Source organism: Meiothermus hypogaeus (assembly GCF_003574035.1).
Lineage (GTDB): Bacteria > Deinococcota > Deinococci > Deinococcales > Thermaceae > Meiothermus > Meiothermus hypogaeus.
In genome coordinates this window covers 1-14,038 of record NZ_QWKY01000077.1, presented here as the reverse complement: position 1 = coordinate 14,038, position 14,038 = coordinate 1, and the positions used below count along the sequence as shown (strand labels likewise).

Annotated in this window: 9 protein-coding genes and 2 pseudogenes; all 11 read left to right on the top strand. The window is 61.7% G+C overall.

What is annotated here, in order from left to right; all coding sequences use genetic code 11:
- Positions 1 to 464, top strand: a pseudogene (locus tag Mhypo_RS14730) (c-type cytochrome); the annotation flags it as partial.
- A complete protein-coding gene (locus tag Mhypo_RS14725) occupies positions 461 to 4,051 on the top strand; it encodes a nitrate reductase subunit alpha (RefSeq protein WP_119342040.1) in 3,591 nt (1,196 codons plus the stop codon). The pseudogene Mhypo_RS14730 and the gene Mhypo_RS14725, both read left to right, overlap by 4 nt.
- 16 nt (positions 4,052 to 4,067) lie before the next feature.
- A complete protein-coding gene (gene narH, locus Mhypo_RS14720; protein ID WP_119342039.1) occupies positions 4,068 to 5,576 on the top strand; it encodes a nitrate reductase subunit beta in 1,509 nt (502 codons plus the stop codon).
- A gap of 1 nt (position 5,577) precedes the next feature.
- On the top strand, positions 5,578 to 6,168 hold the full coding sequence (locus tag Mhypo_RS14715) for a nitrate reductase molybdenum cofactor assembly chaperone (protein WP_240637273.1): 591 nt from the start codon (positions 5,578 to 5,580) through the stop codon (positions 6,166 to 6,168).
- Positions 6,165 to 6,938 (top strand): respiratory nitrate reductase subunit gamma, encoded by a 774-nt coding sequence (narI, locus tag Mhypo_RS14710; RefSeq protein WP_119342038.1) that lies wholly within the window; start codon positions 6,165 to 6,167, stop codon positions 6,936 to 6,938. The genes Mhypo_RS14715 and narI overlap by 4 nt, the downstream gene beginning before the upstream one ends.
- Entirely contained in the window at positions 6,925 to 8,271 is a 1,347-nt protein-coding gene (locus Mhypo_RS14705; protein ID WP_119342037.1) for an MFS transporter, read from the top strand. The genes narI and Mhypo_RS14705 overlap by 14 nt, the downstream gene beginning before the upstream one ends.
- An 8-nt stretch (positions 8,272 to 8,279) precedes the next feature.
- Entirely contained in the window at positions 8,280 to 8,792 is a 513-nt protein-coding gene (locus Mhypo_RS14700) for a carbonic anhydrase (RefSeq protein ID WP_119342036.1), read from the top strand.
- The gene (locus Mhypo_RS14695) at positions 8,789 to 10,132 is read left to right on the top strand and encodes an MFS transporter (RefSeq protein WP_119342035.1); all 1,344 of its coding nucleotides are present in this window, start codon (positions 8,789 to 8,791) and stop codon (positions 10,130 to 10,132) included. Before Mhypo_RS14700 ends, Mhypo_RS14695 begins: the two co-directional genes overlap by 4 nt.
- A gap of 844 nt (positions 10,133 to 10,976) precedes the next feature.
- The gene (locus Mhypo_RS14690) at positions 10,977 to 12,545 is read left to right on the top strand and encodes an ABC transporter permease (RefSeq protein WP_119342041.1); all 1,569 of its coding nucleotides are present in this window, start codon (positions 10,977 to 10,979) and stop codon (positions 12,543 to 12,545) included.
- A complete protein-coding gene (locus tag Mhypo_RS14685; RefSeq protein ID WP_119342034.1) occupies positions 12,542 to 13,633 on the top strand; it encodes an ABC transporter ATP-binding protein in 1,092 nt (363 codons plus the stop codon). The genes Mhypo_RS14690 and Mhypo_RS14685 overlap by 4 nt, the downstream gene beginning before the upstream one ends.
- Before the next feature lie 317 nt (positions 13,634 to 13,950).
- Positions 13,951 to 14,038 (top strand): annotated as a pseudogene (locus Mhypo_RS18615) (transposase); the annotation flags it as partial.

Below are 14,038 nucleotides of genomic sequence, written 5' to 3'. Positions count from 1 at the left end.
AGCCCACCCCCATCCCCACCGACCCCGCCCTCGCAGCCAGGGGCAAGGCGCTCTTTTTGGGCCAGGCCCGTTTCCAGAACGGCGGTGCGCCCTGCATGGCTTGCCACACGGCAGGTAACTTTGGCCCCATGGGCGGGGGCAGCCTGGGGCGCGACCTCACCGACCTGCACACCCGCCTGGGCGCCGCAGGAATTCAGGGCGTACTGACCAGTATTGCCTTCCCGGTTATGCGCGAGAGCTACAAGGGCCATCCGCTGACGCCAGAGGAAATTGCGGCCCTCACCGCCTTTTTTGCTCAAACCGCGGGCAAGCCGGGCAACACAGCCAGCATGGACGCCGCCCGAATGCTTTTTGCCGGGCTGGTTGGGCTTTTGGTTCTGTTTGGCGCGATGTACCTCTACTGGAACAACCGCCGCCTGGGCCTGGCCGAACGCATTCGCACAAGCAGCAGGAGGAGCGCATGAGCGACTGGATCAAGGAACTAGAAGCCCCCACCGAACGCAAGTGGGAAGAGTTTTATCGAAACCGCTTCGCCCACGATAAGCGCGTACGCACCACCCATGGGGTCAACTGCACCGGCAGTTGTAGCTGGGAGGTATTCGTTAAGGACGGTGTCGTGACCTGGGAGCTTCAGGCCACCGACTACCCCGCCATTGACCCCAACCTGCCCGACATCACCCCCAGGGGCTGCCAGCGCGGGGTGAGCTATTCGTGGTATCTCTATAGCCCCATCCGGGTCAAGTACCCCTACGCGCGCGGGGCCCTGGTAGACCTGTGGCGCGAAGCCCGGGAAAAGCACCCCGACCCGGTGGAGGCCTGGAAAAGCCTGGTGAGTGACCCCGAGAAGCGCAGGCGCTGGCAGCGGGCACGGGGTAAGGGCGGTTTTCGGCGCTTTAGCTGGGACGAAGCGCTGGAAATTATTGCGGCTTCGCTGGTACACACCATAAAGCAGCACGGCCCCGATCGCATTATCGGCTTCAGTCCCATTCCCGCCATGTCGCAAATTTCGTATGCGGCGGGCTCGAGGTTCCTCTCGCTCCTGGGCGGGGTGCCGATGAGCTTTTACGACTGGTACTGCGACCTGCCCAACGCTTCTCCCGAAATCTGGGGTGAGCAGACCGACGTGCACGAGGCCGCCGACTGGTACAACGCCCGCTTTATTGCGGTGGTGGGCTCCAACCTCAACATGACCCGCACCCCCGACGTGCACTACGTGGCCGAGGGGCGCTACGCCGGGGCCAAGTTTACGGTCTTTGCCCCGGACTTTAACCAGGTAGCCAAGTACGCCGACTGGTGGCTGCCGATTAATCCCGGCCAGGACGGGGCCTTCTGGATGGCGGTGAACCACGTCATCCTGAAGGAGTTCTACCTTCTGAAACAGGTTCCCTATTTTGTGAATTACCTCAAGCGCTACACCGACAGCCCCCTGCTGGTTGAGGTGAAGGAGGGCCGGCCAGGGCGCTACCTGCGTGCGGGCCAACTTTCGGAGTATGCCGACCAGGAGAACGGCGAGTGGAAGCTGTTGGTCTGGGACGAAAAATCGGGCTCGCCCAGGATGCCCGGTGGCAGCATTGGCTTCCGCTGGCAGAGCGAGAAGGGCAAGTGGAACTTAGAGCTCAAGGATGCCAAAACCGGCCAGGAAATAGACCCCCTGCTCAGCTTTAGGGATGTGGCGGACGAAGTTGTGCAGCTGGAATTCGACGACTTCGGAACCGACCAAAAACAAAAGCGGGGCGTACCCATCAAAAAGCTGATCACCAAAGACAGGCAACAGGTTGCAGTCACCACCGTCTTCGACCTGCTGATGGCACAGTTCGGGGTGGATCGGGGCCTGGGGGGTGAGTATCCCCAGTCCTACGACGAGGTAGGGCCCTACACCCCGGCCTGGCAGGAGCGGTACACCGGCATCCACCGCGACACCCTGGTTCGCTATGCGCGCGAGTGGGCGGAAAACGGCGAGAAGACCCAGGGCAAAAACCTGATCATCATTGGGGCCGGGGCCAACCACTGGTACCACAACAACCTGCTCTACCGTGCGGGCATTGTGGCCCTGATGCTCACCGGCGCGGTGGGGGTCAACGGCGGCGGGCTGGCCCACTATGTGGGCCAGGAGAAGCTGGCCAACCAGGCCAGTTGGGGGCCCATTGCCTTTGCAGGCGACTGGGGCTACCCATCCCGCCAGCAAAACACCCCCAGCTTTCACTACGTCCACTCCGATCAGTGGCGCTACGAACGGGGCTACAAGGACTACGACAGGACCGTAGGCCCCAAGACCGACCACACCATAGACCACCAGGCCCGCGCCGTGCGCAAGGGTTGGCTGCCCTTTTTTCCGCAGTTCAACAAGTCGAGCCTGGAGGTCGTCGAAGAAGCCCAGAAAGCCGGCGCCCAGACCGACCAAGAAATCGTCGCGTATGTGGTCAAGCAGCTCAAGGAGGGCAAGCTCGAGTTCGCCATAGACGACCCCGACGCCCCCGTCAACTGGCCCAGGGTCTGGTTCATCTGGCGCGGCAACGCCATCGGCACCTCGGCCAAGGGGCACGAGTTCTTCCTCAAGCACTACCTGGGCACCCACACCAACTCGGTCGCCGAAGAACAGGCCAACGGGCACGTCTCCGAGGTTCGCTATCGCAAGGAGGCCCCGCAGGGCAAGCTGGATCTGGTGGTGGATTTGAACTTCCGCATGGACACCAGCGCGCTTTATTCCGACATCGTGCTGCCCACGGCCTCCTGGTACGAAAAAGAAGACCTCAACACCACCGACATGCACACCTACATCAACCCCATGCAGGCGGCGGTTCCGCCCTTATGGGAATCCAAAAGCGACTGGGAGATCTACAAGGCCGTGGCCCAGAAGTTCTCCGAGCTGGCCAAAACGCACCTCTCCAGACCCGTCAAGGACATCGTGATGATTCCGCTCCAGCACGATACCCCCGACGAGCTGGCCCAGCCCGATGACCGCGACTGGAAGAAAGGCGAGGTGGAGGCCATCCCCGGCAAGACCATGCCCAAGTTCCGCATCGTTGAGCGGCAGTACCCGCTGGTGTACGAGAAGATGATCTCGCTGGGCGACGCCATCGAAAAGAACGGGGTCGGGATGCACGGCCTGACCATTCCGGCGGGCGACTTTTACGACGACCTGCGTAAAAGTCAGGGCCGAAGGCTAAACGGCAGCGTGTACCCGAGCCTCGAGGATGCCAGGCAGGTCGCCGAGGCCATTCTCTACCTCGACCCGGTCTCCAACGGCGAACTGTCCTACCGTGCTTTCAAAGACGAAGAAAAGAAAACCGGCGTAAAGCTCACCGACCTGGCCGAGCCGGTGCGCGACACCCGCATCAGCTTTTCCGACCTGGTGGCCCAGCCGCGCCGCCAGCTCACCACCCCCACCTGGAGCGCCATCATCAACCAGGGGCGGCCCTATAGCCCCTTCACCCTGAACGTCGAGCGGCTCATCCCCTGGCGCACCCTGTCCGGGCGGCAACACTTCTACCTCGACCACCCGAACTACCTGGCCTGGGGCGAGCACCTGCCCACCTACAAGCCGCGCCCCGACCACTCCATGCTGCTGGAAACCGAAATCTCCAAAGCCCAGGCCCAGGGCAAGCTGCTCAACTACATCACCCCGCACGGCAAGTGGAGCATCCACTCCACCTACTCCGACAACCACCGCATGATGACCCTCTCGCGGGGGGGCTATCCCATCTGGCTGAACGACAAGGATGCCAGGGAGCTGGGCATCCGCGACAACGACTGGGTCGAACTCTTTAACGACAACGGGGTCTTCGTGCAGCGCTGCATCGTCTCGGCACGCATTCCCAGGGGCACGGTCTTTGTTTACCACGCTACCGAGCGCACCCTGAGCGTACCCAGATCGCCCCTGCGGGGCAAGCGGGCCGGTATGAACAACTCCATCACCCGCGCCCGCCTGAAACCCGTGCTGATGAGCGGTGGCTACGCCCAGTTCACCTATGCCTTCAACTACTGGGGGCCGGTGGGGGTCAACCGCGACACCTTCGTCTATGTCCGGCGCATCGAGGCGCCCCAGTGGTGAGCCCACGGAGGAACCCATGAATGTACGCGCACACGTTTCCATGACCTTCCACCTCGATAAATGCATCGGGTGTCATACCTGCTCGGTGGCCTGCAAGAACCTGTGGACCGACCGCAAGGGCACCGAGTACATGTGGTGGAACAACGTCGAGACCCGGCCCGGTACGGGCTACCCCACCGGCTGGGAAGACCAGGAGCGGTTCAAGGGCGGTTGGGAAAAGAAAAACGGCCAGTTGGAACTCCGGCTCCATTCCCGCGCCCGGGGCCTGACCAACCTGTTTTATAACCCGGCCCTGCCCGAACTCGACGACTACTACGAGCCCTTCACCTTCGACTACCAGAATCTCTTCAACGCGCCCGAAGGCGACGACCAGCCGGTGGCCCGCCCGATCTCGATGATTACCGGCGAACCCATGAACCTGGAAGCAGGCCCCAACTGGGACGACGACCTGGGTGGCAGCAACCTGTACGCCCAGAACGACCCCAACTGGGCCGGCGTAGCCCCAGAAATTCAGGCCCAGATGGCCGAGATCGAACGGGTGGCCTTCAATTACATGCCGCGCATCTGCAACCACTGCCTGAACCCGGCCTGCGTGGCGGCCTGCCCCAGCGGCGCCATTTATAAACGCGCCGAGGATGGGGTGGTGCTGGTCAACGAGAACAAGTGCAAGGGCTGGCGCATGTGCGTGGCGGCCTGCCCCTACAAAAAGGTCTATTACAACTGGGCCACCGGCAAGAGCGAAAAGTGCATCCTGTGCTTCCCCCGCCTCGAGACCGGCCAGGCTCCGGCCTGCTTCCACTCCTGCGTGGGCCGCATCCGCTACCTGGGGGTGATCCTCTACGACGCCGACCGGATCGCTACCGCAGCCAAGGCCGAGACCCAGGAACTGGTACAGGCCCAGCTGGACGCCATCCTTGACCCCTTCGACCCGGCGGTCATGGCAGCCGCCCGAGCCAACGGGCTGGGCGAGGACTGGATCAAGGCTGCCCAGGCCTCACCGGTGTACAAGTTCGTCAAGGTGTGGAAGCTGGCCCTGCCGCTGCACCCCGAGTACCGCACCATGGCCATGCTCTTCTACATTCCCCCGCTCTCACCCATCGTGAGCACCATCGAAGAGGGTCTGGTCAAGCTCGAGTTGCCCCCCGAGCAGATAGACTTCGAACTGTTCAACCACCTGCAAAAAGCCCGTCTCCCCCTGGAGTACCTGGCCAACCTGTTCGCGGCGGGCAATGTGGAAGTCGTCAAGCCCATCCTGCGTAAGCTACTGGCGGTACGCATCTACAAACGCCGCCAGAGCGTGGAAGGAACCATAGACCAGGCCACCCTGCAACTCGTGGAAGCTGCCGGTACTACCCCTGAGGAGATCGAGGCCATCTATCAGCTCACCGCCAAGCCCACCCTGCAGGAGCGCTTTGTGGTGCCACCTTACCACCGCGAGATGGCGGTAGAAGTCTGGAACGACCCCCTGGCCCACAAGGGCGAGACCGGGGTGGGCTTCCTCGAGCTACCCGTGCGAGGTGACTAGCATGAAAGCCCTGTTTGAAACCCTAGCCCTTGCTTACCAGTATCCCAAGCCGGGTTCTACCAAGGCTTTGTGGGAGCAGGTGCGAGACCTGCCCGAATCCAGGGCTAAAGACCTGCTCGAGCGCTTCCTGCAAGCCATCTCCGAGCTCAGGCTGGCCGAGCGGGAGGAGCTGTATACCCGCACCCTCGAGCTCACCCCGCTCACCGCACCCTACATCGGCTATGCCGTCTACGGCGAGGACTACCGGCGGGGCCGCCTGATGGCCGACCTGAACGCAGCCTATGCAAAGCTGGGCATCGACATGGCAGGGGAAATCCCCGACCACCTGATCCCGGTGCTGCGCTACCTGGCCGTAGCCGAAGCCCCCCTGTCCGAGCTTCTGCAACTCCTGGGGCCAGCCCTGCACCAGATCCTCCACACCCTCAAGACCTTGGAGCCCCAAAACCCGTACCTGCTGCTCCTGGAAGCAACGCTCGAGGCGGTCAAACCCTACACCAGGCCGGCGGTGATGCCCGAACAATCCACCCAGCTCCCCACCGTGATGGGTTCGCTTATGCGCAATCTCCCGTTCTGGAAGGGAGGTAACAAATGAACTGGAATATCCTCTTGTTTCAGGTGTTCCCTTATGTGGCGCTGGCGCTTTTAGTTATCGTTAGCTTCCAGCGCATGCGGGGCAAGCCTTTTAGCGTTTCTAGCCTGTCCAGTCAGCTTTTAGAGCGCAGGCTGCTCTTCTTCGGCTCGGTGCCCTTTCACTGGGGGGTACTGATAATCCTGCTGGGGCATTTGTTGGCGCTCCTGGTTCCGCAGGGTCTTCTGCTGTGGAACGCCGTACCCATCCGGCTGTACCTGCTCGAGATTAGCGGTCTGGCCCTGGCCCTCTGGACGTTGGGTGGGCTGCTGGTTTTGCTCTACCGCCGCCTTTCCAACCGGCGCGTCCTGGCCGTAACCCGGCCCACCGATGTAATCGTACTGCTGCTCCTTCTGGTCTCGATTCTCACGGGCATCCTTACTGCGGTAATGTACCGCTACGGCTCCTACTGGTTCCCCTCGGTCTTCACGCCCTACCTGTGGTCCATCCTTACCCTGCGCCCCCGGCCCGAGCTGGTGGCCGATCTCCCCTTCTGGATTCAACTGCACGTCTTCAATTTCTGGGTGCTACTGGCCGTTTTTCCCTTCACCCGGCTCATCCACATCATCACCGTGCCGCTGGGCTACTTGTGGCGGCCCTGGCAACTGGTGATCTGGGTACGCAAGCCCCGCCGTTTGCAACCGGTTCCACCCGTTGCCCAACCGTACCCCACCACTTCAGCCAAGCCCCAGGCTGCCTTGCAAGACAAAGGAGGTGCTTATGGTTCAGACTAGCGCTACGCCCAACACCACCGAGCGCAAAGCGCGTCTGGAGGTGCTTACCCTTTCCACCATCGGTTTTACCCTGATGTTCGCGGTCTGGCTGATGTTTGGGGTGCTGGGCATTCCCATTCGTAAGGAGTTCGGCCTGACCGACGTGCAGCTAAGCTGGCTTTCGGCGGTAGCTATCCTGAACGGCTCTCTCTGGCGGCTTCTGGCGGGCATCTTGACCGACCGCTACGGAGGTCGGGTGGTCTTCACGGTCATGCTCCTCTTCACCGCCATCCCGGCCTACCTGGTTTCCCAGGCCAGCAGCTACCAGGCGCTTCTCCTCTATGCTTTTCTGGTGGGTTTTGCAGGCAACGCCTTCAGCGTGGGCATCGCCTGGAACGCCGCCTGGTTCCCCAGAGAGCAGCAAGGCTTTGCCCTGGGGGTCTTCGGCGCCGGCAACGTGGGGGCCAGCGTGACCAAGTTCATCGGCCCAGCCATCATCGCCTCGGTACCGGCAGCGGGTTACCTGGGCGGCCTGGTACCCGGCGGCTGGCGCTTTGTGCCCTTCCTGTACGCGGTCCTACTGGTCTTGATGGCCGTGGCCATGTGGCTCTTCACCCCCCGTACAGACCGCAAACCGGGGCAGGGCCGTCCCTTCCTGGAGATGCTGCGCCCCCTTGGGAACGTCCGGGTCTGGCGCTTCAGCCTGTACTACGTGGTGGTCTTCGGAGCCTATGTGGCCCTTTCGGCCTGGCTGCCCAAGTACTACGTGGACGTGTTTGGCCTGCCCCTCTACCAGGCGGCCCTGCTCACGGCCCTGTTCATTTTCCCGGCCAGCCTGCTGCGCCCGGTGGGGGGCTACTTCTCTGACCGCTATGGGGCCCGGCGGGTGATGTACTGGACCTTTGGCACCATGCTCCTGGCCACCTGGCTCCTGTCCATGCCGGACGGGCACATTGTGCTGTATCTGCCGAGCCGCATTGAGCCCGACGGCATGCGCGAGGTAATGCACTACACCATGACGGTCTGGCCCTTCACCCTGCTGGTCTTCCTGGTGGGCGTGGCCATGGGCATTGGCAAGGCCGCCGTGTATAAGCATATCCCCGAGTACTTCCCCAAGGATGTGGGAGCGGTGGGTGGGCTGGTGGGAATGCTGGGTGCTCTGGGCGGCTTCTTCTTACCTCCCCTCTTCGCCTACGCCCAGGCCTGGACAGGGCTACCTCAGATGACCTTTGTGGTGCTCTTCATCCTGACCGCCATCAGCGCCATCTGGATGCACCTCACGGTAATCGCCATGCTCAACAAAGCTGCGCCGCACCTCAAGGGCAAAATTGAGCACCATCCCGAGGGGCATTGAGGTAGATAATGCTACCGGAACCTATCCAAATCCTGCTGCAAAGCCACAACCAGGGCATACCCTTCGCGCCCTTCGCTAAGCCGGTATTGGCCGTGCTAACCTGCATGGATTTTCGCATACACCTTCAGATGCCCGAAAACTTCGCCTTCGTGCTGCGTACCGGTGGAGCCAACCCCGAGCCGGTGGAGCCCTACCTGGCCTTTTCGGTAGCCCGCATGGGGATTCAGGCCATCGCCCTAATCGGACATACCGACTGCGCCATGCAGTACCCCGACCCCTATGTACTGAACCATCTTCCAGCCGAGGAAGAACGCATCCAACACTACCGTGCCCAAATTGCTGCCCTGGCCATTGGCGAAGTGAAGCTATTTACCAGGCGACAGGCCCGCAGGCTAGAAGAGCGGCTGGGCCTGCCGGTCGTGCCGCTGTTGTACCGGGTGGAAGACCACCACCTGGCGGCTTTGCAGGCCCATCCCCTCGAGTATGCGATGGATTCGATGGGCCTCGAAAGGAGCCTATGAACCCTTCCAAACCTCTCCCCAACACCTGGCTCACCCGCTGGGAGCCCGAAGACCCCCAGTTCTGGGAAACCCAAGGAAAAGCTTTAGCTTGGCGCACCCTCTGGATCACCACCTTCAACCTGACCCTGGCCTTCATCACCTGGTTTGTGGTGAGTGCGCTGGTGGTGCGCCTGCCCAATGTGGGGTTTCAGCTTAGCACCGCGCAGCTCTTCTGGCTCGCGGCCATGCCGGGCCTGGCCGGGGGCACCCTGCGCATCATCTGGACGTTTTTACCTCCAATGCTGGGTACGCGGCATCTGGTTACCTTTTCTACCCTGTTGCTGCTGGCGCCGCTGCTTGGCTGGGCCTGGGCGGTACAAAACACCGCCACACCGTTCTGGTTGCTGATGGTGCTGGCTTTTCTGGCCGGCATTGGCGGGGGCAACTTCTCGGGCTTTATGCCCAGCACCAGCTATTTCTTCCCCAAAAAGCTGCAAGGCACTGCCCTGGGCATCCAGGCCGGGGTGGGCAACTTTGGGGTCTCGGTGGTGCAGTTCGTAACCCCCTGGGTCATCGGCTTTGCCCTGCTGGGCTCCTTGCTGGGCGACCCCCAGACCTTCACTCGAGGCGAGGTCAGTAAGCCCATCTGGCTACAAAACGCCACCCTGGTTTACGTGCCGCTGGTGCTCCTGGGAGCAGTGCTGGCCTGGTTCTGGCTCAAAAGCGTGCCAGTGCGGGCCAACTTCCGCGAACAGTTCGACATCTTCGGCGACAAACACACCTGGATCATGACCAGCCTTTACATCATGACCTTTGGTTCTTTCTCGGGGTTTTCGGCCACCTTCCCGCTCCTGATTCGCACCCTGTACGGCAAGTTTGAAGGGGCCCCCGATCCCCTGTCCTTCGCCTTCCTGGGGCCGCTGGTGGGCTCCCTGATTCGGGTGCTGATGGGCCCGCTGGCCGATCGCTATGGCGGGGCCATCTGGACGCAGGTGAGCGGCATTGGGCTGCTCTTCTCCGCTCTGGGGGTAACCTTTTTCTTGCGCCCGACCTCTTTGGAGCAGTTTCCCTGGTTTGTGCTGTTTATGCTCCTGGTCTTTCTATTTTCCGGCATTGGCAACGCCAGCACCTTCAAGCAGATGCCCATGATTTTCGAGCCGCGTAAGGCCGGCGGCGTGATTGGCTGGACGGCGGCCATTGCCGCCTATGGCCCGTTTGTGTTTTCCTCGCTGATTGGCGCAGTGATTGCCAGCACTGGCTCGGCCACCGGATTCTTCTACGGTGCAGCCGTGTTCTACGCCATCAACATCGGGCTTAACTGGTACTACTACGCCCGCAAAAACGCAGAAAAGCCTTGCTAGAAACTTCAGGGCAGCCCACACCAAACCCCGGGCAGTATGCTGTCCGGCGTTTGGTTTTTAAGGCTGGTCGCAATCGCACCATCCACAACCGGGATAATCGTCGCCTAGCCGCACTGAATCGGGCGAATCTGACCACACAAATTCCCTTCCAGGCTCGAGGATCGGTGGTTATACCAGATTCGGTTAGTTCGTCACCAAAGGGTGACGAACTAACCCGACCGAAGTTATCCGCGTAGCGGAGGGCGATACCGCCCCTTGGAAGTTATCCGCGTAGCGGAGGGCGATACCGCCCCTTGGAAGCAAGACGCTTTTTTCGCCGACCGACAGTGAAGGGCCATCGGCCCCCGGCTAGCGCCGGTACTCAAGGGAGGGGTGTGCTCTAGGATTCAAAAAGACAGCCTATGGTGTTTTTGGTTTTGTAAACTGTCCTTTTGAATCCGGCATTAGGGCAGTTTCAGGAAATAACCTTGGGGTGAGATGAGCGCTCACATCATCTGGTGGACGAGTGGGGTGGCCGTCAGGCCATAGCCGCTGTGCAGCTAACCTGGGTTTGCTGTCCCATATCCTTTGGATCAAGCGGCAAACCGCCCCGGGCAGGCCCACATACCCTCAAATCCCGACAAAGATACTTGATTTATAGGCGCCTGCTTGCTAGCGTTGAGGGCGCGGGTGCAGGTTTACCGGGGAATCCGCAGGGCACCCCCCCAAGCATGTTCAGCAGTGACCGCAAAGCCAGCCGGTTAATAGAGCCCTTTTTCGAGTGCTGTAGCGCTTCCGGCAAATGCTGCAAAAATGGCGGGGCCGCCCTACTCCGCTGGGTTTCCCAGCACGAAAAATGGTTTTTATGGTTGCCAGTCTGAGCCGTCCCATTCCCAAACCCCTGCTGGCTGTGGCCTTGTTGGTAGGGCTGGCCGTGCTGTTACCGCTTTTGTACCTGGTACTGCGGGCCGCCCAAGCCGAGCCCGCACAACTGGTTGAGATTGTTCTGCGGCAGCGCAATCTTCAACTGCTGGGCAACACCTTGGCCTTGCTGGTCGGGGTCATTGCCCTCACCACGGCGCTGGCCCTGCCGCTGGCCTGGATTACCAGCCGTACCAACCTGCGTGGCAAGCGCCTCTGGACGGTACTCCTGGTGCTGCCGCTGGCAGTACCCGGCTACGTGGGGGTCTTTGGTTTTTTTGGTGCAACCGGCGCAAACGGCTGGCTAGAAGACCTGCTGGGCTTTCCCTGGCCACGGCCCACAGGCTACCTGGGAGCCCTGGGGGTCTTGAGCCTTTTTACCTACCCCTACTTGTTTTTGAACCTGCGGGCGGCCCTCCTGGGGCTGGATGCTGGCCTCGAGGAGTCGGCGCGCAGCCTGGGCTACCGAAACTTTGAGGTTTTCTGGCGGGTGGTATTGCCGCAGCTGCGGCCTGCTTTGTATGCGGGCTGGCTGCTGATTGGCCTGCACGTGCTGGGCGACTTTGGCGTAGTCAGCCTGGTACGCTTCGAGACCTTCAGTTACGCCATTTACCTGCAATACTCGGCTTCATTTGACCGGGTGTATGCGGCCTGGCTTTCCCTGCTGCTTATTCTGCTCACGGGCAGTCTGCTCTGGCTCGAGGCCCGATTACTGAAAAACCTCTCCTTAAGCCGGGTGGGGCTGGGCAGCGCAAGGCGTCAGAACCCGGTAAAGCTGGGGCGCTGGTGGCTTCCTGCGCTGGCCCTGATGGCGGTGCCCATCGTGGGTGCCCTGCTTGTACCGCTTACCTCCATTGTCTACTGGACGCTGCAGCACCCCAGCACCTATGTAAACGGCCTGGCGGGCATCCTGGAAGCCTTGCGCAACTCGGTGCAGGCTGCAGCCCCGGCAGCCCTGGTAGCGGCCTTGCTGGCGCTGCCGCTGGCCTACCTGGGGGTGCGCTACCCCAGCCCGCTCTCGAGGCTGCTCGAGCGCACCGCCTACATCGGCTACGCCACCCCTCCGCTGGCTTTTGCCCTGGCCCTGATTTTCTTCAGCCTGCGCGGGGTACCTTTTCTTTACCAGACCCTCGCGCTTTTGATTCTGGCCTTCGCTCTGCACTTTTTGGCCGAGGCCATCGGCCCCATCCGCAGCGCACTCTACCAGGCCCCACCCCGCCTCGAGGAGGCCGCACGCAGCCTGGGTTATAAACCCCTGCAAGCCTTCTTCAAAGCCACCTTCCCCCTGCTGTGGCGCGGCGTGCTGGCCAGCATGGCCCTGGTGTTTTTGTCGGCGGTAAAGGAACTTCCCCTCACCTTCCTGCTCGCTCCGGTGGGTTATTCTACGCTCTCGACCCGCATCTGGGGTTACACCTCCGAAGCCATGTTTGCCGAGGCCGCCCCATATGCCCTGCTGATCGTGCTCTTCTCGGCCGGCTTGGTAGGCCTGTTGCTTTCCCAGGAACGACGATGAAAACCCAACCCACCGCCCCTCCCACCGCGCGCATCGAGCCCGAACCCCCCATCCTTCGGGTAGAGGGCCTGAGCAAACGCTTTCATCCCGACTTTCCTCCGGTTGTACAGAACGTGAGTTTTACAGTTGAGCAGGGCGAAGTATTTGCCCTGCTGGGGCCTTCGGGCTGTGGTAAAACCACCACCTTGCGCCTGGTGGCCGGCTTCGAGCAAGCCGACCAGGGTCAAATCTGGCTGGACGGGCAAGATATTACCCCCAAACCCCCAGAGGAGCGCGGCATCGGCTTTGTCTTTCAGGACTACGCCCTGTTTCCTCATCTGAGCGTCTTTCAGAACGTGGCCTTCGGCCTGCGTCACCTGCGGGGCAAAGAACGGGAAGCCCGCGTGATGGAAGTGCTGGGCCTGGTGGGCCTGACCGTGTTCAAGGACCGCAAGCCCGGCGAGCTTTCGGGCGGGCAGCAGCAGCGGGTGGCCCTAGCCCGGGCCATTGCCCCCGGCCCCAAGTTGATTCTGCTGGACGAACCCTTTAGCAGCCTGGACGCCGCCCTGCGCCAATCCACCCGCGATGAGGTGCGTGCGCTTTTGAAGCAGGCCGGCATTGGGGCCATCCTGGTCACGCACGACCAGGAAGAGGCCCTCTCCTTTGCCGACCGGCTGGCGGTGATGCGGAGCGGGCAGCTCGAGCAAACCGGCACCCCCGAAGAGGTCTACCACCACCCCCGCACCCCCTTTGTGGCCCAGTTTTTGGGGCGTACCAACCTGATACCCGGTGAGGCCCGGGGCCAGGAGGCCGAAACCCCCCTGGGGCGCATTATGCTTGTGGAGGAAGCCCAGGGTGCCGTACTGCTCTCCCTGCGTCCCGAAGGGCTGAGCCTGGCTGCTCCTTTGGGTCACCTGGGCATAGACGGCAAGCAGATCGAAGGTACGGTGCTGGCCCGCGAGTTCAAGGGCCACGACGTAACCTACCGAATCCAGCTCGGCAGCCGTGAGCTTATTGTGCAGGAAAGCCCGGAAAGCCCCTTCTACCCTGGCGACAAGGTACGGGTGCTGGTGCGGGCCAGGGCGGTGGTGGTGGGCCGGGGAAGGTAAATTGGGGGTCTATAGTCCATTGTTGATGGTCTACAGCCCAAAAGACCGACCTTGTTTGGCATCAGGAGGTGTTTGGCCAACATCTTTAGGCCAGTAATACCAAATCCACGTAAACCCCTTGCTTTCTCCCCTGGCAGGAAAAGGTGGCGACACCCCGACCGCGCCATTTACAAACAGTTACGCAGTTACGGGAACGCAGTTGACTGAACCTGGGGTGTCGCCGGATGGGGGAGCTTGGGATGACCCTCAAAGCTAACCCTACAGGTAAAGTTGGTATCATAAGAACTCCCCCTAGGTTTTTCCCTTAAGATGAGGACATGCACCTGGCCAAACACCAACGCCGCCCCCGGCTGGAGCTCAAGCTGCGGCACCACCCGGACAACCTGCACGCCCTCTACCGGGAAA

What these genes read in the sequence shown, in the direction of transcription:
- Mhypo_RS14725 (WP_119342040.1), top strand. Translation starts at nt 461, where the DNA reads ATGAGCGACTGGATCAAGGAACTAGAAGCCCCCACCGAACGCAAGTGG.
- Mhypo_RS14690 (WP_119342041.1), top strand. Translation starts at nt 10,977, where the DNA reads ATGGTTGCCAGTCTGAGCCGTCCCATTCCCAAACCCCTGCTGGCTGTG.
- Mhypo_RS14705 (WP_119342037.1), top strand. Translation starts at nt 6,925, where the DNA reads ATGGTTCAGACTAGCGCTACGCCCAACACCACCGAGCGCAAAGCGCGT.
- Mhypo_RS14685 (WP_119342034.1), top strand. Translation starts at nt 12,542, where the DNA reads ATGAAAACCCAACCCACCGCCCCTCCCACCGCGCGCATCGAGCCCGAA.
- Mhypo_RS14695 (WP_119342035.1), top strand. Translation starts at nt 8,789, where the DNA reads ATGAACCCTTCCAAACCTCTCCCCAACACCTGGCTCACCCGCTGGGAG.
- narH (WP_119342039.1), top strand. Translation starts at nt 4,068, where the DNA reads ATGAATGTACGCGCACACGTTTCCATGACCTTCCACCTCGATAAATGC.
- Mhypo_RS14700 (WP_119342036.1), top strand. Translation starts at nt 8,280, where the DNA reads ATGCTACCGGAACCTATCCAAATCCTGCTGCAAAGCCACAACCAGGGC.
- narI (WP_119342038.1), top strand. Translation starts at nt 6,165, where the DNA reads ATGAACTGGAATATCCTCTTGTTTCAGGTGTTCCCTTATGTGGCGCTG.
- Mhypo_RS14715 (WP_240637273.1), top strand. Translation starts at nt 5,578, where the DNA reads ATGAAAGCCCTGTTTGAAACCCTAGCCCTTGCTTACCAGTATCCCAAG.